Raw genomic sequence first — 18846 nt, 5'->3', positions numbered from 1 at the left:
GAGCCACCCGAACCTGACTCCGGGTGACAGGCTCGTTTATGCTCCCGCTGGGGGCTGACCGGAAGGCAAGCTGAACATGACTGGGCAACGCGACCGTTGGGCGGAACTGACCGGTGGACAGGCGGGGGAGGAGTACGCCCGGCGGTTCGCACGGCTCGCCGAGTCGGGGCACGACATCCACGGCGAGGCATCCTTCTGCGCCGCGTTGCTGAAACCGGCCGCCCGTGTGCTCGACGCGGGCTGCGGCACCGGCCGGATCGCGATCCGCCTCGCCGAACTGGGCCACCACTGCACCGGCGTGGACGTCGACGCCTCGATGCTCGCCGTCGCGCGCCGCGAAGCACCCGCACAGGACTGGCTCCTCGGCGATCTGGCCCATCTGGACGCCCTCGGCCTGGATCCCGACTTCGACCTGGTGCTCGCCGCCGGAAACGTCATCCCGTTGCTGGCCCCCGGCACCGGAGCGACCGTCGTCGGGCACCTGGCCGCCGCCCTGCGCCCCGGCGGTCTGCTGGTCACCGGCATGGGACTGGACGCGGCACACCTGCCGCTGGACGAAGCTCCGGTGACCATCACCGAGTTCGACCGGTGGTGTGCCCGGGCCGGACTGACCCTGCGGCAGCGGTACGCGACCTGGAGCGGCGACCCGTACGACGGTGGCGGCTACGCGGTCAGCGTGCACACCCGACCCGCCACGTGAACCCGCGGCCTCCCGGGGAGTCCGCTCCCCGCCGCGCGCTCACCGAAACCCCCCTTTCGCGATCCTTCCTGTCCCAGGACCTGGAGATACCGGCATGCCACGCGTCGTCCTCGTCGAAGATGATCCGTCCGTACGCGACGGCGTCGAGATGGGGCTGCGCCGCCGCGGGCACGAGGTCCTCGCCACCGCGACCGGTGAGGCCGGCCTGGAGGCGCTGGACGTCTTCCGCCCCGACCTCCTGCTGCTCGATCTGATGCTGCCCCTGATGGACGGTGTCGAGGTGTGCCGCCGCGTACGCGCGAAAAGCCAGCTGCCGATCATCATGCTCACCGCGCGCGGCGATGACGTGGACATCATCGTCGGTCTGGAGGCCGGTGCGGACGACTACGTCGTCAAGCCCGCCCGTACCGAGGTCATCGAAGCCCGCATCCGTGCTGTGCTGCGCCGCATCGACGCCCCGCCCGGCGCCCGGCCCGCCGTCGAACACCACGGCGACCTGGACATCGACCGGGCCGGTCACACCGTCCTGAAGTCGGGCCGACCGGTCCCGCTCGCACCTTCCGAGCTGAAGCTGTTGCTGTTCCTGTCCGCGGCTTCGGGAAGGGTCTTCAGCCGGCAGCGGCTTCTGGAAGAGGTCTGGGACCACAGCTACCACAGCGATGTGCGCCTGGTGGACGCCTGCGTGCGCCGACTCCGCATCAAGATCGAAGACCTGTCCGACAGCCCTCGGTACATTCAGACCGTGCGGGGATTCGGCTACCGCTTCGGCCCGCTGTGAAGATACCCGGAGCGGCCGCCGCCTTCGGGGTGCGCACCCGGCTGGTGCTCGCGTTCCTTCTGGTGGCCGCGGTCAGCGCGGCCACGACGGCCGCGTTGACCTACCGGGAGGCGCGCAGTGCGGTCCTCGAACGCGCACAGGACACGGCGGTCGCCTCCTTCCGCGAGGAGGTCGAGCGTTTCGTCCCCGGCCTGCCCCTGGACCCGGAATCGGTCCGGTGGGACCTGTACGACATCGCGGCCCGCTCCAAACCCCATCCGTGGATCGTGTTCGCCGAGTACGGCTCGGTGCACGTCTCCTCGGGAGACCGGCCCGTCTCCGGTGTGCTGACCGGGGAGCTGCGCCGTGCCGCGCGGACCGCGCCCCAGGGCAGCTTCCAGCGGGTCGTCAAGGACGGGAACGCCTATCTGACGATCGGGATGCCGGTGATGACACGGGTCGTCGCGGGCGGCGGTGCGGTGCCCAGCGGTCTGGTCCTCTTCGCCGTGATGCCCATGACGAACGAGGAGACGGACGTCGACGCACTGGTGACCGCCGCCCGCGACGGTGCGCTGCCGGGCCTGGTCGTGGCCCTGGTGCCCGCCCTGTTCGCGGCGCGCAGCGTGCTGCGCCCCGTCCGTGAACTGCGCCGTGCCGCGGACTCCATGGGCGGCGGGCAGCTCGACGCGCGGATCACCGTGCGCGGAAGGGACGAAATGGCGGACCTCGCCCGGACGTTCAACAGCTCGGCGGCCCGCCTCGAACACTCCGTACAGGAACTCCGGGACGCCGGGGCGCGGGCCCGGCGTTTCGCCTCGGACGTCTCGCACGAACTGCGCACCCCCCTCGCGGGGATGCTCGCCGTCACGGACGTGCTGGACGAGGAGGCCGGGACGCTCGACCCGGACACCGCCCGGGCGGTGCGCCTGATCAGCGCCGAGACCGGCAAACTGGCCGTGCTGGTGGAGGACCTGATGGAGATGTCCCGCTTCGACGCCCGCGCGGCCGGACTCAGCACCGACGAGGTGGACGCGGCGGAGGCCGTACGGAGAACCCTGTCCGGCAGGCAGTGGCAGGACCGGGTCCGTGCGGAGCTGCCCGAGGGCGTCCGCATCCGCCTCGACCCGCGACGCTTCGACGTCATCGTGGCCAACCTCGTCGGCAACGCCCTGCACCACGGGGCCGAACCCGTCACCGTCCGGCTGTCGGCCCGCGCGGGCGCGCTGATCACCGAGGTACGCGACAGCGGCCCCGGAATCGCCCCCGAAGCGCTGCCGAACGTCTTCGACCGCTTCTACAAGGCGGACGCCGCACGTTCCCGCTCGTCGGGCAGTGGCCTCGGACTCGCGATCACCCAGGAGAACGTGCGCCTCCACGGCGGAACGATCCGCGCTTCGAGCCCGCCCGGCGGCGGCGCGCTGTTCACCGTGGAACTGCCCTTCGACGGGCCCGTCGCCTCGGGCCACGGCGTGCCGGACGGTCGGGCTGCCGCACACGGCGAAGGGCCGGGGACCGGCTCCGACAACACGGAGGCGCACGCGTGAGGCAGCGGGCGTTCCGCGCGGTCGGGCTGACCACGCTGCTGGTGCTCGCCGGGGCGCCGCTCTCCGGCTGCGGTATCCAGGAGACGGGCGTGGTCGGGGCCGGGAGGCCGCCGGTCGGCGACCTGTTGCCCCCGCGTGACTCACGGGTGCTGTTGTTCTTCTTCTCTCCCGACGGCGAACTGCTGCCCGTGCCACGGATCGTCGACGTCCCCTGGCAGGGCCGCCCGGGGATCTCGGCCTCGGAGCGCGAGGAGGCGAGCAAGGCCCTGTCGCCCCTGACGGCCGTCACCGCCCTGCTCGACGGGCCGAACAAGGCCGAACGGCGGGCCGGGCTCCGCAACGCCCCTGCACTGCCCCGTGAGGCGTCCGCCGTGGACCGGGTCGTGACGGGTGACTCCACCGTCGAGGTCAGGCTGGACCTGCGGGTGAGGCGGCTGTCCGCCCCCGCCCGCGACCAACTCGTCTGCACGGCAGCCTTCGCCGCCCGGACGCAGGGGGCACTGCCCGTCACCCTGGTCGGCCGGGACGGTCGCCTCGCTCCGGCCGACTGCTCCCACCGTCCGGTCCCGGCCCCGGCACGCTGAGCGCCCGATCGGGGGTGCCGGAACGGGCGGAGGGAGCGGACCACCCCACCGCCGGCATGACAGCGGCCCGCCGGAACTTCCGTTCCGGCGGGCCGCTTCGCCCGGGATCACCCCGGGCGGTGTTCCGCCCGGGGGCGTCTCACCTGCCGAAGAAGGCGTTGTGGATCGTCACGGTCGACGTGTTGCCGCTCTTGTCGGTGACGACGGCCTTCAACGAGATCGCCTTGCCCTTCGCCGGGGCGCTCACGGTGACCTTGCCCGCGGTGACCTGGGCGGGCAGCCACTTCTCGTTGTCGTACGACACCGTCACCCGCAGCGACTTCAGGCCGGCTCCGGCCGCCGCGCCCTGCACCACGACGGGGAACGTCTGCTGGGAGCCTGCCGGAACGGTGGAGTCCAGCGCGAGCTGAGGCTGGAAGCGGACCGTGGAGACCGGCAGCGTCGCCGGAGCCTCGGTGCGAGCCGAGGTGAAGGTCCACGAGGCGTCGATCCGGTTCCCGGCGCGGTACACCGCCGGGTTCCGGTTGACGGTGGTCGCCACCTTGTACGTGGCGGACTCCGCAGGCAGCGCGAAGAACCGCTCGTCGATGGCCGCGTCCTCCTTCGCGTACAGCACGCCGTCACGGTGGATGGTGGTGGTCGCACCGGCGTACCGGGCGAACCCGGGATGGCCCGGCCCGTCACTGACCAGTGCCAGCGAGCCGTAGAGGTTGTCGCCGTCCCGCACGAGGCCGTCGCCGGCCTTGATCTGCGGCCCCATCACACCGGCGTGGAAGGTCTCGGTGTGCGTCGTCCCCGGCTCGAAGCGTCGTGACTGCGGGAAGGAGTAGGCCCCTTCGACCTGCCGGTTGCCGGCCGCGTCCTTCTCGCCCAGCACACCGGCCGCGATGTTCCAGAGGGCGTCGTCGTCCGTGGACAGGTACACCTTCCGGGTCCCCGGCAGGGGGTGCGCCGAGTAGAGCGGGGCGATCCCCCCGTTGGCCAGTTCACCGTCCGCCCTGACGATGCCGTCGAGGCCCGGCACGGACGATCCGATCCGCACCTTCACCAGGGCCATGTTCTTGGTCGTGTACGTCTTGCTGTAGCCGGTGGCCAGCTCCGGGACCAGACTGCCGGCGAGCGCGTTGTACTCGGTCGCCCCCTGCTTCCAGTGGGCGGACCACTGCTGGTAGAGGGAGGAGTCGCCGGTCACCGGGGAACCCTGGTACGCGGTGCGGACGTTGTCGAAACTCGTGAAGTCGCTCCACAGGGTGATGCCCGTCTCGGGCGTGCTGAGGGAGTACATCATCCCCGCGCGCGTCGGAGTGGCCGTCGCGTCCGGCACCTTGAACGTCACCGGCTGGGTGGTCCGGGCGTCGAGGTCGACCGTGGTCGGGCCGGTCACCGAGAACCGGGGGTTGTTGATCAGGTCGGCGCCCTTGCCCGGAGCCGCGGGGTCGACCAGCATGTCGGCCGACAGGTTGTAGGTGCCGCGCGGCAGCCGCACGGTGGCCGAACCGGACGACAGGTCAGGGAAGAACCGCAGGCCCGAGGCATGACCGACGTACCCCTTCAGGTCCGCCTGCCAGCCCGTGCTGGGCGCGCCGTCCCGTCCCCTGGCGTTGAAGGTGACCTCGTACGACTCGGCCTCACGCTCCACCGCTGCCGCCGTGCGCACGCTCTGCCCGCCCCCGGACGCCACGACCGTGGCGGAGTAGGAGCCGTCGACCGTACCGCCGAGGCGGGTGTCGGCCGTCAGGTCCACGGCGGCGGTCCCGCCCGCCGGGACCGTGACCCGCTGGGCTCCGAGGGTGAAGAAGCCGGCCGGGGCGGGCTTTCCGTCCCCGCCGGTCGGCGCGGACAGCGACAGGTCCAGCGTCACGTCGGCGCTGCCGCTGTTGCGGTACGTCACCCGCTCCGTGACGGGGGCGTCGTCGCTGTGGGGCCACGTCTGGGTGCCCAGGTTCACGGAGACCGGCTCGGCGACGACCGTCTGGTCGATCGCCCTGTCGACGGTGAGCCGGCCCGCGCCCTGCTGGAAGACCGAGTGGGCGCCGTCCTTGGCCGAGCCCGTCAGGGCGGCCTTGAGCTGGGCGCCGGTCCAGGCGGGGTTCTTCTGCTTGAGGATCGCCGCGGCCCCCGCGACGTGCGGAGTCGCCATGGACGTGCCGTTCAGGCTGCGGTAGCCGGGCGGGTTCTGCCCCGCCACGCCCTCCGCGGCGGCCGCCGTGATCGAGACGCCCGGTGCGGTGATGTCGGGCTTGACGGCCTTGTCACCGGTACGGGGACCGACGCTGGAGAAGTCGGCCATCAGGTCGTTGTCGTCGACGGCGCCGACGGTCAGGGCCGCGTCGGCGCTGCCCGGCGACGCGACCGTGCCCTGGTCCGGCCCGTTGTTGCCCGCGGCTATCGCGAACAGGACGCCCTTCTCCGCGGAGACCTTGTTGACCTGGGCTTCCAGCGGGTCGATTCCGGGGGTGTCGAGGCCGCCCAGGCTCATGTTGACGACGTCGGCGCCCTGGGCGACGGCCCAGTCGACCCCCGCGATGATGCTGGAGTCGTCACCGAAGCCCCGGTCGTCCAGCACCTTCGCGTTGATCAGCCTCGCTCCGGGGGCCACACCCTTGAACCGGGCGTCCTTCGCCCCGGTGCCGGCCGCCGTGGAGGCCACGTGTGTGCCGTGCCCGTCACGGTCCCGGGCGTCCGGGGAGCCGCTGAAGTTGCGCTCCGCGGCCACCCGGCCCGCCAGGTCCGGATGGGTGGCGTCGATGCCCGTGTCCACGACGGCGATCTTCACACCGGTGCCGTCGAACGACCGGGCCCAGGCCGCCGGGGCACCGATCTGACCGGTGCTGCGGTCGAGCGAGGTCTTGCGCACACCGTCGAGCCAGATCCGCGCGATGCCGGACGCGGTGGCCGCCGAACCGTCCTCCCGCTGACGCGTCAGGGCGTCCCACAGGGCGCCCTCGCTGTCGGTGGCCGCGGCGCTGGTGACGGCGTCGGCGTCGAGAGCCGACAGGGTCCGGCGGACGGTGGTGCCTTCCGCGGACCGCACCTCGGCACGGGCGGACCCGGCCGCCGCTCCCCGGTAGCCGACGATCACCTTGAGCCCGTCCCGGTGGGCCTTGAGGCTCTCCGGCTCGGCCAGTGCGGTGATGTCGAACAGCCGCCGGTCCAGTCTGCCGTCGGCGATCAGCTGCCGGGCGTCACGCGGCACGACGTGGGTGCGGCCGTCGTGGATCTCGGTGAAGAAGGGGATGTCCTCGCGGCCCTTGGCCCGCTCGATGCCCCCGACCCGGCCCTTGGCGTCCACGAGGACCCGGTCGCCGGTGATCAGGGTGACGGTGCCGACGGTCCGGCCGTCTGCCTTTAAGGCCTGGGCGGTGGATGGGTTTGCCGGTGCCGGGCCGCCGGTCTTCCCCGACGCCGGGCCGGTCATGCCCGCGGTGAGGGCGACCGAGGCCGCGGCGACGAGCGCGTACGCCCTCGTTGATCTTTTTCGCAAGATTGCCCCTGCTCAGGAGTGGTTCGGGCGGGCGAAGGCCCGGCCGCACGGGGCGCGTTGGGATAAGCGTTCGGCCCCGGATTCCTGAAGTATGCAGAGGCCGTTCGGGCGCACTCAATGATCGTTGTGTAACAGCGGAGCGCCGTGATCCGCCCTGCCCGCGAGGGCGTGCGGCACCTTGATCAACCGGACGGAGTGACCGGACTCCACACGCCGAACCACTGCTCGGCGCCGTACTCCTCGAACCGCGCCACCTCGGTGAACCCCAGCTTCCGCGCGAGGCGCATCGAGCGGGTGTTGGCGATCTGTGTGCACAGGACGACCGGTTCGCCCGGCCGCGCGGCGGCGAACCAGCCGAGTGCTGCGGCGCACGCCTCGGCGGCGTATCCGGACCCCCACGCCCGGGGCAGGAACATGTACCCGAGCTCGGCGCGGTCGCCGTCCGGACCGAGGCCGCCCGGACGCTCGGCGGCCCGGCGTTCGAGCGTGACCGTGCCGACCATCGCTCCGCCCAGGTCCACGACGAAGAGACCCCGGCGCTGTCCCGGCACCTCGGGAACGGCCTGTTCGAGTTCATCACGCGGACGGGGGCCGCCGAGGTGGACGCCCACTTCCGGCGATGCGAACAGCTCGATGAACGCCCCACGGTCCCGGGCCGCGGACTCACGGAGCACGAGCCGCGCCGTGTCGATCGGGGCAGGTGGCCAGGCGACGCATCCGAGTTCCGTCATGGCGGGCAAACTACCGCGCCCGCCCGCAGCAGCGCATCAGGCGCCCTGCGCGATGAGTCGGCGCACGGACGTCAGCGGGCGCGCCGTATCCGGATCCGGATCGGGCCCCGGGCCTCGTCCGGTGCGACGGGGCGGCCTCCCTGGGTGATCTCGACCCGACCGGCTCCGACCAGCCGCCGGGCCGCCTGGCGGGCGGGCTCCATCAGGGAACGCCAGCCGTCGTCGTCGCCTCGGTACACGGCGCGCGCGGCGTCGGAGGGGCAGATGGTGGCGTTCGGGCCACGCCGCTTCAGCAGGTCGATGATCGCCTGCTCCAGGCGTCTGCCGTTCCGTTGCTCGTCCTCGGGCACCTCTCCATGGTGTCACCGGTACGCCGGCGGCGCGCGGAGCCGCGGAATCGCCTCGGCGGGTCCGGCAGGCGACCACGGTGTGCACGGGGTGGCGCGGCCGACCCGGTGTTCACGGGGACGACGAATCCGTACCGGTCCTACGATCCTCACGCGAGCGTGGGGTTCGCGCCGGGGACGTCATGGTGGGCGACGGAGCTGCCGAGCGCGTACAGAAGGGTGTCGTAGGCGAGTTCACCGGCGCCGTCCTCGCCGGCCACGGCGACGGTCCTGTGCTCGGGGTCGATACCGGTGACACGCGCCAGACGCAGCCGCACCCCGGTGCCCGCGAACACGTCGGCGAGCCTGCGGGACGCGAGCTCCTGGCCACTGGCGAGCTGGCGGAGGCGCATCCGCTCGACGAAGTCGGGCGCGGCGTTGACGACGGTGATCTCGGTGTCGGCGGGGGAGAGCCTGCAGGCCAGGTTGCCGGCGGCGAAAGCCCCGGCGTAGCCGGCGCCGAGTACGACGATGCGGTGCTTCATGTCATGGCTCCTGTCTCGTTCGCGTACCCCTTGAACGGGACAGCGCTCCGATTGCTGACAGGGGCCAGGTGTGAGGCGGGTCACCCGACGGACCCATACCTTCGGTGCCCGGCTCCGAATCACTGGTGAGGGCGGGCCCGGAGTTCTTCCGAAGGAGCAGGTGGGATCGATGACCACCACACGATCACTTCTCACCCCTGATCTTCCGCCCCGTTTCGAGACGCCGGACCTCCCGGGGGCGCGAACCGGGGACGCCGTTCGGTCACCTTCGCGTCCCACCCGACACCAGGGCGGACCTGGCGAGGCACCGCCAACGGAACCTTCCGGCCGGCCCGCTCCCGCGTGCTCACCCGGGTAGTCACCCGACCGAATTTTGTACGTTTTGCCCGTATGTAGTGGGTCGTAACCACAAAAAGGGACTTTTTGCCGTGCGTAGGAATTTGCCACGCCGCGAAGAGAAGAGCTATAAGAGGCATGTGGTTCAGGCGCCGCCGGGAATTCCGGGGAGGCCGCCATGGAGGTTTCCCATGTTTCTGACTCCGTCCGACACGGAGAAATTGCTACTGAGTGTTGCCGGAATGATCGCCCGCGACCGGCGTGCCCGCGGCGTCCGCCTCAACTACCCGGAGACCGTCGCCCTGCTCGCGTGCTGGGCGATGGAGCGGGCCCGTGAGGGAGCCCCCGTCAGCGAGCTGATGACCGCGGGAAGGGCCGTGCTCACCCGCGCTGAAGTGCTGGAAGGCGTCCCCGAGATGCTGCACGACGTCCAGGTCGAGGCGACCTTCCCGGACGGGCGCAAGCTCGTCACGATCACCTCGCCGATCCCGTGATCCCGGGCGAGATCCGGACCGGCTCCGGAGTGCTGCACATCAATGCCGAAAGCACGGTATTGCCTATCACCGTGGTGAACGACGGCGACCGGCCCATTCAGGTCGGATCCCATCTGCATTTCTCCGACGCGAATCCCGCACTTTCTTTTGACCGGGCCGCCGCCCGGGGATTTCGGCTCGATATTCCGTCGGGCACGTCGCTGCGCTTCGAGCCGGGGGTAGGCGTCGACGTCAGCCTCGTCGAACTCCGCGGCCGCCGCCGCGTTCCCGGCATCGTGCTGCCCGAGGCCCGGACACCCGCCCCCGCCCCCTCACCTCGAACGGAGGACCTTGTGACATGGCCCAGCTGACCCGCGCCGCCTACGCCTCGCTCTACGGCCCCACCACCGGGGACCGGATCCGCCTCGCCGACACCGATCTGTGGATCGAGGTCGAGGAGGACCGGTGCTTCGGCGGCGACGAGGCCGTCTTCGGGGGCGGCAAGTCCATCCGCGAGTCGATGGCCCAGGCCACCGCGTCCCGGGCCGAGGGCGCACCCGATCTGGTCATCACCAACGCGGTCGTCCTGGACCACTGGGGCGTCGTCAAGACCGACATCGGCGTCCGCGACGGGCGGATCGTCGCCCTCGGCCGCTCCGGCAACCCCGACATCAGCGACGGCGTCCATCCGGATCTGGTGATCGGCCCGGGCACCGACGTGATCTCCGGCGAGGGCCGCATCCTCACGGCCGGAGCCGTCGACACCCATGTCCACTTCCTGATGCCGGAAACCCTCCACGAGGCGCTCGCCACCGGCACCACCACCGTCATCGGGGGCGGCACCGGCGCCACCGAGGGCTCCAAGGCCACCACCGTCACCCCCGGCGCCTGGAACCTCGCCATGATGCACCGGTCCCTGGACCGCGTCCCGCTCAACGTCATGCTGTTCGGCAAGGGCTCCACCGTCGGCGAGGAGGCCCTGCGCGAGGCGGCCCTCAGCGGCGCCGGCGGCTACAAGGTCCACGAGGACTGGGGCGCCACCCCGGCCGCGATCGACGCCGCGCTGCGGGCGGCCGACGCGTACGGACTCCAGGTGGCGCTGCACGCGGACAGCCTCAACGAGGTCGGCTACGTCGAAGGCACCCTCGACGCCATCGCCGGACGCGGTATCCACGTCTTCCACGCGGAGGGCGCGGGCGGCGGCCACGCTCCCGACATCATCACCGTGGCCTCCCACCCGAACATCCTCCCGGCATCCACCAACCCGACGCTCCCGCACACCGTCAACACCGTCGCCGAGCATCTCGACATGCTGATGGTGTGCCACCACCTCAACCCCCGGGTGCCCGAGGACCTCGCCTTCGCCGAGTCCCGGATCCGGGCCACCACCATCGCCGCCGAGGACGTGCTGCACGACATCGGCGCACTCTCCATCACCTCCTCCGACGCCCAGGCGATGGGCCGCATCGGCGAGGTCGTCTGCCGCACCTGGCAGGTCGCCCACGTCATGAAGCAGCGCTTCGGCGACCGCGGCAGCGAACTGCCCGCCGACAACGAGCGAGCGCGCCGCTACGTCGCCAAGTACACGATCTGCCCGGCCGTCGCCCACGGCATCGACCACGTCGTCGGCTCCGTGGAGCCCGGGAAACTCGCCGACCTGGTGCTCTGGGACCCCGCCTTCTTCGGGATCCGGCCCGCCGCCGTCATCAAGGGCGGCATGGCCGTGTACGCGCCGCTCGGCGACGCGGGCGCGGCGATCCCCACCACCCAGCCGGTCCTCCTGCGCGCCACCGCCGCCGCCGAGGCCGCGCCGCACCTGTCCGTCAGCTTCGTCTCCCCGTTGGCACTGGCCGACGGGCTGGCCGAACGTCTCGGTCTGGTCCGGGAGTTGGTCGCCGTACGGCCCACCCGCCACCTCACCAAGGCGGACCTGCCGAACAACACGGCGCTCCCGGCCATCGACGTGGACCCGGAGACCTTCGCCATCCGCATCGACGGGGAACTCGTCGAGCCCGCCCCCGCCGCCGAACTGCCGCTGGCCCAGCGGTACAGCATGTTCTGATGGCGCTCCTCGCCCCCTACCTCCTCGCCGACGGGCGGCTCCCGGTCGGCGCCCACACCTACAGCGCGGGCCTCGAACCCGCCGTCGCGGCGGGCCTCACCCGCGCGCAGATCCCCGCCCTGCTGAGGGCCCGCCTGCACACCACCGTCGTCACCGAGGCCGCCGCCGCCGTACTCGCCCTGCGGGCGGCCCAGCGCGATCCGGTCGACTACACGCCCGTGCAGGAGGCGCTCGCCGCCCGGACGCCGACGGCACCGCTGCGCGAGGCCTCCGCCGCACTGGGCCGAGGCGTGCACCGCCTCGCCCGCCGGCTGGCCCCCGACCATCCCGCGGTCACCGCGCTGACCCGGCTCCTCCCGCGCCCCCTGCGACCGGTCACCCTCGGGGCGCTCGGGGCCGCCCTGGGGGTGGGGGAGGAGGCGCTGGCCCACGGCGTCGTCTACGACGAACTGCAGACCATCGCCTCCGCCGCGCTCAAGCTGCTGCCCGGCGACCCCCTCGACTCGGTCGCGTGGATCGTCGCCGCCGAGGCGGACGCCGCGAGAGCCGTCACCGAAGCACTGGCCGTGCGCACCCCCGCCGAACTCCCCGCCCGTACACCACCGCTCACCGAGCAGTGGGCACTCGAACACGACCGACGCGAACGGAGACTCTTCCTTGCCTGACAACGCTTCCACCCAGCAGCCCGGACAACCCGCCCAGGGCCCCAACGAGCACTATCACCAGCCGCTCAACCAGCCGCGCGCCCTGCGCATCGGCGTCGCCGGCCCCGTCGGCACCGGCAAGAGCTCCATCCTCGCCACCCTCTGCCGCGAACTGGCCGGCGAGCTCTCCATGGCCGTCGTCACCAACGACATCTACACCGACGAGGACGCCCGCTTCCTCCGCTCGGCCGGCGTCCTGCCCACCGAGCGCATCCGCGCCGTCGAGACAGGAGCCTGCCCGCACACCGCGATCCGCGACGACGTCAGCGCCAACCTCGACGCGGTGGAGGACCTGGAGGAGGCCTACGGGCCGTTGGACCTGGTGCTCATCGAGAGCGGGGGAGACAACCTCACCGCCACGTTCAGCCCCGCCCTCGCCGACGCCCAGCTCTTCAGCATCGACGTCGCGGGCGGCGGGGACGTCGCCCGCAAGGGCGGCCCGGGCATCACCGGCGCGGACCTCCTGGTCATCAACAAGACCGACCTGGCCCCCCATGTGGAGGTCGACGTGGCCGCGATGGTCGCCGACGCCGAACGGGCCCGCGACGGTCTGCCCGTCCTCGCGCTGTCCAAGCACGACCCGGAGTCGATCGCCCACCTGGCCGACTGGGTGCGGGCCGTGCTGGTACGCCACCGCTCCGGCACCCATGTGCCGACCGACCCCGGCCCGATGGCGCCCCACAGCCACAGCCACGACGGCTCGTGACCGGCCCGCCCGCGCCCGCCGCCCGCCCGGCCGAGCCCGACGACCCCACGGTCGTCGCCGTCGAGCGTGACTCCTCCGGCCGGCACCTCGCCCGCGAGTTGTCTCCCGGGGCGTTCCTCGCCCCCCGCCCCCTGCTGCCGTGTGCGGACCGTCTGCGGATCGCCCTCGTCGGCACCCGGGCGGGGCTGCTGGCCGGCGACGATCTCCGGCTGCACGTCTCGGTCGGCCCGGGGGCACGCCTGGAGCTGGTCGAACCCTCCGGTCTGGTGGCGTACGACCACCGGGGAGGCGGATCGGCGTGGCGGGCCAGGATCGACATCGCGGCAGGAGGCCGACTGGACTGGGACGGGAAGCCGTTCGTCGTCGCGCACGGGGCGTGGGTCGACCGCACGATGGAGGTGACGCTCGCACCCGGCGCCCGGATGCTGTGGCGCGACACCCTCGTCCTGGGCCGCTCCGGGGAACGCGGTGGCAGCGTCCGGGCCAGGACCCGGGCCGTTCACGAGGACCGGGAACTGCTGGTCGAGGACCTCGACCTGACCGACCCGGACCTACGCGAACTGCCCGGCGTCCTCGGCCCGAACCGGATCATCGGCTCCGTCACCGCCCTCGGCGCCCGCCCGCCAGGGCCGCCCCACCCCTACCGGACGGACTTCGCGGGACCCGGGGCCCAGGTCCGGCTGCTGGACACCGAGGCACCGTCGATGGAAGCGGAGCTGGCGGAACTGTGGGACCACTGGCGGACCGAGAACGAACGCGAACAACGCTCGTCAGGGGCGGATCCAGCACCGTGAAGGGTCGGGCACCGCCTCCGTCCAGCGGTGCAGCCACGCGCGGCCGGTCTGTGGCGTGCTGCCTCCGGAATCGGCCGTACCCGCCTCGGCCACGTAGAAGCGGCCGTCGTCGATCGTGACCGGACTCCGGTCGCGTGGTCACGGGATCTGCGGCGCCCACCGGATACGGGCGGTGCCTCAGGCCCTGCCGTGGGAGACCCGCGAACGCCGGGCCACGGCATCCAACGACACTGCCAGCAGCAGCACCCCGCCGGTCACCATGAAGCGGTACGCGGAGTCGAGATTCAGCAACGTGAGCCCGCTGGAGATGGACTGGATCACGAGAACCCCGAGCAGCGCGGCGAACGCGGTGCCCCGGCCGCCGAACAGACTGGTGCCGCCGATGACGGCCGCCGCGATGGCGTTGAGGTTGACGTCACCGCCGCCGCTGCTCTGGTTGGCCGCCGCGAGCCGTGAGGCGGAGAGGACGCCGCCGACGCACGCGAGCGTCGCGCACAGCACGAACGCGGTGGTGAGGACGGCCCTCACGTTCACGCCCGCACGCCGGGCGGCCTCCATGTTGCCGCCGACCGCGTACATCGACTTGCCGAACGAGGTGCGGGACAGGACGTAGTGCAGCGCCAGCACCAGGGCGAGGAAGAACACGAACATCCAGCCCACCCCCCGGTCCCGGTTGAGATACCAGACCGCCGCGCCGAGGCCGGCCAGCAGCGCCAGACTCCGTCCGGCGAGCAGGCGCCGAGAAGCGGCGGTGAGCCCCGCCCTGCGGCGCTCCGACGCACGGGCGGCACCGGTCGCGTACAGCACCGCCGCACCCGCGACGACCAGCGCGTACGCCAACCAGGGCGGCAGGAAGTGGAGTTGGGCGAAGGCCACCAGTCCCGAGTCGAAGGGGAGGTTGATCGACCCCTTGGGCCCGAGTATCCACAGCTGCACGCCGAGGAAGCCGAGGAGGCCGCCGAGGGTGATGACGAAGCTGGGCACCCCGACCCGGTTGTGGACCTGGGCGTAGAACCAGCCGATCAGACCCGCGAAGGCCAGCGGGACGGCGACGGCGAGCCAGACCGGAAGCCCCCGGTCCACGAAGAGGACCGCCAGCACGGCAGCGCCGAGGCCGCTGACCGAGCCGACCGACAGATCGATCTGGCCGACGAGGAGGACACAGACGACTCCCAGCGCGATGATGCCGACCGGCACGCTCTCGAGGGCGAGGTTCGTGAGATTCGCGCTCGACAGGAAGATGGGGTTGAGGACCTGCATCACGACCCAGATCACGACCAGCCCGGCGAGGACGGGCAGGAGACCGAGGTCGCCGCCGCGCAGCCGGACGAGAACCGCTCGCAGACGACCGCGCGCACCGGCGGACCGGGGCATCGGCTCGGGGCGCCCGCCGGGGGAGAGCTCCGGGCTCGTGACAGCGGCCGGTTCCGTCATGATGCTTCCCCCTGGTGCGCCGCGCCGGTCCGGTACGCCGGCTCCGTTCCGTCGGCCGTGGCCCGGTCGCGGCCGGCGCGGCGGCTGACCACGTTGTCGGTGGCTCCGGTGATGGCCGCCACCAGCTCCGACGCCGTCGTCCCGGCCGCGGCGAAGACTCCGTTGTTGCGGCCGAGCCGCAGGACGGCCACGGTGTCGGCGACGGCCCGCACGTCGGCCATGTTGTGGCTGACCATGATGACGCCCAGCCCACGCTCCCTCAGACGCTCGATCAGATTGAGGACTTCCGCCGTCTGCGCCACGCCCAGGGCGGCCGTCGGCTCGTCCAGGATGATCACCTTGGGGTCGCCCAGGAGCGTCCGCGCGATGGCCACCGTCTGCCGCTGACCGCCGGACAGGGCCGCGACCGGGACGCGTACCGAGGGGATCTTCGCCGACAGCTCCCCGAGCAGAGCACGGGAGCGGACCTCCATGCCCACCTCGTCCAGGCGCAGCCCGCGCGACTCGCGCCCGAGGAAGAGGTTCTCCACGACGTTGAGGTTCTCGCACAGGGCGAGGTCCTGGAAGACGGTCGCGATGCCGAGCCGCTGTGCGGTGGCCGGGGAGGTGATCGCCACGGTCCCGGCGCCGAAGCCGATGGTTCCGCCGTCCGGCCGGTGCACCCCGGAGAGGACCTTGACCAGGGTGGACTTCCCCGCGCCGTTGTCGCCCACCAGAGCCACGACCTGCCCCGTGGCGACGTCGAGGTCGACATCGGTGAGTGCGGCGACGGCGCCGAAGGATTTGCTGATGCCGCGCAGGGAGAGCAGCGAGCCGCCCGGCGCCTCGTGAGGGGAGGGCAAGGAGTCAGCGGACATGGACCGGCCTTCCGGGGGCGGGTGGGCGGGGGAGTGGCGGCCCGGGCGGGCGCCCCACCCCTTCGCGGACGGTCGTGGGCGCCGCGCGGCCGGGCCGGTGGGCCCTACGTGAGGCCCACCTCGGCACAGGCGGCGGCGTACGTCGTCGTGCACACCTCGGCGGTCTTCAGCGGCTTCCCGTCGCCCACCAGAACCTCCGCGATGTTCTCCCGGGTGACCACGGTGGGGGTGAAGAGTTCCGAGGGGGTGCCGAAGAGCGTGGTGTCGCCGCGGGGCTTCTCTCCCCGGGCGAAGGCGAACGCCGCGGTGGCGGCGGCTTCCGCGACGGTCTTGATGGGCTTGGAGATGGTGTTGTACTGGTCACCCTGGACGATTCGCTGGGCGGCGGCGAGTTCCGCGTCGTTCCCGGTCACCGGCGGCACGGTCGCTCCGGCCGCTCTGAACGCGGCGATGGAGCCGCCGCCCGTGCCGTCGTTGGCGGCGACCACTCCGGCGATCCTTCCCGGGAACTTGGCTATCTGGCCGCTGACCCAGCTCTGCGCCTTCCCCGGTTCCCAGGCAGGGGTGTCGTACTCGGCGAGGAGCTCGAAGCCGCTGGAGTCGACCGCGCTGTGCATGCCCTTCTTGATCAGGCCCGCCGCCGCGTCGGTCGGTGATCCGTTGACCTGGAGGAGCCCGCCCTCGGCCGAGGTGGCCTTGAGGTGCTCCACCAGGGACGCGCCGATCATGGAGCCGATCTTCTCGTTGTCGAAGGAGACGTAGTAGTCGGCCTCGACCGCCGGGATCGGGCGGTCGTACGCGATGACGGGGACCCCTCGGCCCTGTGCCGTACGGACGGTGCCGGCCGCCGCGGCGGAGTCGACCGGATCGATCACGATGACGTCGGCGCCCTGCGCGAGAGCGGAGTCGGCCTGCTGCTGTTGCTTCGCGGCGTCGCCGCCCGCGTTCTGGTACAGGACCTCGCAACCACCGCAGAGATCCTTCACCTTGGCCCTGAAGAGGGGAGCGTCGTACAACTCGTACCGGGTGGAGGCGATATCGGGCATCAGGAACGCGATCTTCGCGTCCTCCGGTGACCTGCCGTCCGTGCCGTCCGGCGTTTTCGTCGTACAGGCGGCGGCGGAGACGATCACCGCCATCGCGGACAGGGCAGCGGCGAACGATCTGACAGAGCGTTGCTTCACTGGAATCTCCTGGTCTTCAGGCGGAGAGCCCTCCTTCGCGTCAAATTAACAGCGCACGTGTTAGTAGTGTCAATGGGCATGTCATAAATAACAGGGCGGCCGACTGTTCAGAGACGTCCGGGCAACTGTGCGCGAGCCCCCCACTCCGCCCGGGCCGTCCCCAACTCCGCCCGGTACCGCTCGTATCCGTCCTCGTACAGCGCCCGTACGTCCTCGCGCGGATCGACGACCCGGTGGCGTCCCGGAGGGGCCTCGTACCCGGGGGACAGGGAGGCGCGGGCGACGGACACCACGCCGAGCGCCCCGACCTGCTCCTCCAGCGGAACGCGGATGGGTCGGCCGAGGACGTCGGCGATCAGCCGGGCCCACATCACCGACCGGGTGCCGCCGCCGCACAGGGCGAGGGTGCCGCTCAGCCCCGCCGTGTCCAGACAGTGCCTGGCGGCGTAGCCGATGGCCTCGCAGACGGCCCGCACGGCGTCCTCCCGGCCCGTCGCCAGGCTGAGCCCGTCGAGTCTGCCCTGGGCCGACGGCTCGACGAACGGGGCCCGTTCGCCCGCTTCGGAGAGGAAGGGGAAGGCGTGGACGCCCCGGGCTCCGGGCGGGCTGTCGGTGAGCAGGGCGTCCACGTCGGCCGTGGTCGCGCCGACGAGGGCGAGCACCCACTCCAGGGCCGCCGTTCCCACCATGGCGGGCATGGCGCGCAGCCATCGGCCGGGGGTGGGCGTGCACAGCCACATGCCGGCGGGCTCGGCGAGCGGATCGAGATCGACGCGGTCGGTCAGCACCTGGCTCGCGAGGGTCGTGCCGAGGATGAGGACGCCGTCACCCACCTCGCGCACCCCGCTCCCGATGGCGCAGGCCGGCAGGTCGTACGGCCCCGCAACGACCGGCAGCCCCTCGGGCAGTCCCAGGATTCCGGCGCCGCGACCGTCCAGCCCGAGCACCGTGCCCGGAGCGGCGGGAGCAGGCAGCAGCCCCGCCCGTTCCCCGAGACCGCAGGCGGCCAGGGCCCGGGGCGCGTAGCGGCGGGTCCGCGGGTCGAGGAACGGCAGCGTCGCGTCGGACGCGTCGAGGCACACTCGGCCGGTGAGGCGCTGGGCGACCGCGTCGACGCAGTACCCCGCGACGGCGGCCCGGTCCAGCGACTCCGGCTCGTGCTCCTGGAGCCAGTTCAGCAGCGGGCCGTGGCACCCGGGGAACATGCCGGAGCCGGTGTGCGCGAAAGCGGTGCTGATCGTGCCGTCCACCAGCCAACGGGTCACCAGCTCCGAGGCCCGGGCGTCCATCCAGGAGATGGCGGGCCGCACCGGGCGGCCCTCGGAGTCCCGCAGCCACAGACCGTCCCCCTGCCCGGTGAGCGCCACGGCCTCCGGCGGCCGGCCGACCGCGGCGGCGACCTCGCGCACGACATCGCCGACACCGGCCACGACGTCGTCGAGATCCTGCTCGACCCGTCCGCCCGGCAGCATGTCCAGACGCGAGGGCCGGCTCGCGGAGGCCAGAGCGCCACCCGCCCCGTCGAACGCCACGGCCTTGGTGACCGACGTCCCGATGTCCACACCGATGATGGTGCTCACGCGTGGTGCCTCCTGTACGAGCCGGTAGCAGCCGATACGAGCCGG

At 72.2% G+C, this 18846-nt stretch carries 17 protein-coding genes and 1 pseudogene; 10 read left to right on the top strand and 8 right to left on the bottom strand.

The window, feature by feature from the left end; genetic code table 11:
* Positions 1–76 precede the first annotated feature (76 nt).
* The 4 genes from AC3CH1_RS00340 (at position 77) to AC3CH1_RS00325 (ending at position 3585) form a co-directional block, all read left to right on the top strand.
* The gene (locus AC3CH1_RS00340) at positions 77–700 is read left to right on the top strand and encodes a class I SAM-dependent methyltransferase (RefSeq protein WP_488460974.1); all 624 of its coding nucleotides are present in this window, start codon (positions 77–79) and stop codon (positions 698–700) included.
* Between the two features lie 94 nt (positions 701–794).
* A complete protein-coding gene (locus tag AC3CH1_RS00335; protein ID WP_488460973.1) occupies positions 795–1478 on the top strand; it encodes a response regulator in 684 nt (227 codons plus the stop codon).
* Positions 1475–3001: an ATP-binding protein gene (locus tag AC3CH1_RS00330; RefSeq protein WP_488460972.1), complete on the top strand. Its 1527-nt coding sequence runs from the start codon at positions 1475–1477 to the stop codon at positions 2999–3001. Before AC3CH1_RS00335 ends, AC3CH1_RS00330 begins: the two co-directional genes overlap by 4 nt.
* Positions 2998–3585 (top strand): hypothetical protein, encoded by a 588-nt coding sequence (locus AC3CH1_RS00325; RefSeq protein WP_488460971.1) that lies wholly within the window; start codon positions 2998–3000, stop codon positions 3583–3585. Before AC3CH1_RS00330 ends, AC3CH1_RS00325 begins: the two co-directional genes overlap by 4 nt.
* A gap of 139 nt (positions 3586–3724) precedes the next feature.
* On the opposite strand, the gene AC3CH1_RS00320 is transcribed toward AC3CH1_RS00325, so the two are convergent.
* The 4 genes and pseudogenes from AC3CH1_RS00320 to AC3CH1_RS00305 form a co-directional block, all read right to left on the bottom strand.
* The gene (locus tag AC3CH1_RS00320; protein WP_488460970.1) at positions 3725–7069 is read right to left on the bottom strand and encodes a S8 family peptidase; all 3345 of its coding nucleotides are present in this window, start codon (positions 7067–7069) and stop codon (positions 3725–3727) included.
* A gap of 182 nt (positions 7070–7251) precedes the next feature.
* Complete coding sequence (locus AC3CH1_RS00315; RefSeq protein WP_488460969.1) at positions 7252–7800, bottom strand: GNAT family N-acetyltransferase; 549 nt, start codon at positions 7798–7800, stop codon at positions 7252–7254.
* Positions 7801–7871: 71 nt separating this feature from the next.
* Positions 7872–8150 (bottom strand): DUF3253 domain-containing protein, encoded by a 279-nt coding sequence (locus AC3CH1_RS00310; RefSeq protein ID WP_488460968.1) that lies wholly within the window; start codon positions 8148–8150, stop codon positions 7872–7874.
* 167 nt (positions 8151–8317) lie between these two features.
* Positions 8318–8671, bottom strand: a pseudogene (locus AC3CH1_RS00305) (FAD-dependent oxidoreductase); the annotation flags it as partial.
* Between the two features lie 527 nt (positions 8672–9198).
* On the opposite strand from AC3CH1_RS00305, the gene AC3CH1_RS00300 reads away from it, so the two are divergent.
* From AC3CH1_RS00300 to AC3CH1_RS00275, 6 genes are read left to right on the top strand one after another with little or no spacing between them, the layout of a single operon-like run.
* Positions 9199–9501, top strand: a complete 303-nt coding sequence (locus tag AC3CH1_RS00300) for an urease subunit gamma (protein ID WP_050363096.1) — start codon at positions 9199–9201, stop codon at positions 9499–9501.
* Complete coding sequence (gene ureB, locus AC3CH1_RS00295) at positions 9498–9851, top strand: urease subunit beta (protein WP_488460967.1); 354 nt, start codon at positions 9498–9500, stop codon at positions 9849–9851. The genes AC3CH1_RS00300 and ureB overlap by 4 nt, the downstream gene beginning before the upstream one ends.
* On the top strand, positions 9839–11542 hold the full coding sequence (locus AC3CH1_RS00290) for an urease subunit alpha (protein ID WP_265597490.1): 1704 nt from the start codon (positions 9839–9841) through the stop codon (positions 11540–11542). The genes ureB and AC3CH1_RS00290 overlap by 13 nt, the downstream gene beginning before the upstream one ends.
* Positions 11542–12207, top strand: coding sequence for an urease accessory protein UreF (locus AC3CH1_RS00285; RefSeq protein ID WP_488460966.1), 666 nt, complete (start codon positions 11542–11544; stop codon positions 12205–12207). Before AC3CH1_RS00290 ends, AC3CH1_RS00285 begins: the two co-directional genes overlap by 1 nt.
* Positions 12200–12952, top strand: coding sequence for an urease accessory protein UreG (gene ureG, locus AC3CH1_RS00280; RefSeq protein WP_488460965.1), 753 nt, complete (start codon positions 12200–12202; stop codon positions 12950–12952). Before AC3CH1_RS00285 ends, ureG begins: the two co-directional genes overlap by 8 nt.
* On the top strand, positions 12949–13746 hold the full coding sequence (locus tag AC3CH1_RS00275; protein ID WP_488460964.1) for an urease accessory protein UreD: 798 nt from the start codon (positions 12949–12951) through the stop codon (positions 13744–13746). The genes ureG and AC3CH1_RS00275 overlap by 4 nt, the downstream gene beginning before the upstream one ends.
* A gap of 177 nt (positions 13747–13923) precedes the next feature.
* Here AC3CH1_RS00275 and AC3CH1_RS00270 read toward each other — a convergent pair whose 3' ends face one another.
* The 4 genes from AC3CH1_RS00270 to AC3CH1_RS00255 all read right to left on the bottom strand — a co-directional run bounded on the left by AC3CH1_RS00270 (position 13924) and on the right by AC3CH1_RS00255 (position 18801).
* Positions 13924–15180: a sugar ABC transporter permease gene (locus AC3CH1_RS00270; RefSeq protein ID WP_488460963.1), complete on the bottom strand. Its 1257-nt coding sequence runs from the start codon at positions 15178–15180 to the stop codon at positions 13924–13926.
* A complete protein-coding gene (locus AC3CH1_RS00265) occupies positions 15177–16037 on the bottom strand; it encodes an ATP-binding cassette domain-containing protein (RefSeq protein ID WP_488460962.1) in 861 nt (286 codons plus the stop codon). Before AC3CH1_RS00265 ends, AC3CH1_RS00270 begins: the two co-directional genes overlap by 4 nt.
* A 104-nt stretch (positions 16038–16141) precedes the next feature.
* Positions 16142–17221: a substrate-binding domain-containing protein gene (locus AC3CH1_RS00260; protein WP_488460961.1), complete on the bottom strand. Its 1080-nt coding sequence runs from the start codon at positions 17219–17221 to the stop codon at positions 16142–16144.
* Positions 17222–17328: 107 nt separating this feature from the next.
* The gene (locus AC3CH1_RS00255) at positions 17329–18801 is read right to left on the bottom strand and encodes an FGGY family carbohydrate kinase (protein ID WP_488460960.1); all 1473 of its coding nucleotides are present in this window, start codon (positions 18799–18801) and stop codon (positions 17329–17331) included.
* Positions 18802–18846: the final 45 nt, after the last annotated feature.

It is taken from the genome of Streptomyces sp. MGP-P1 (assembly GCF_057766565.1).
The sequence above is the reverse complement of the archived record's forward strand: the minus strand, read 5'-3'. Positions and strand labels throughout refer to the sequence as shown.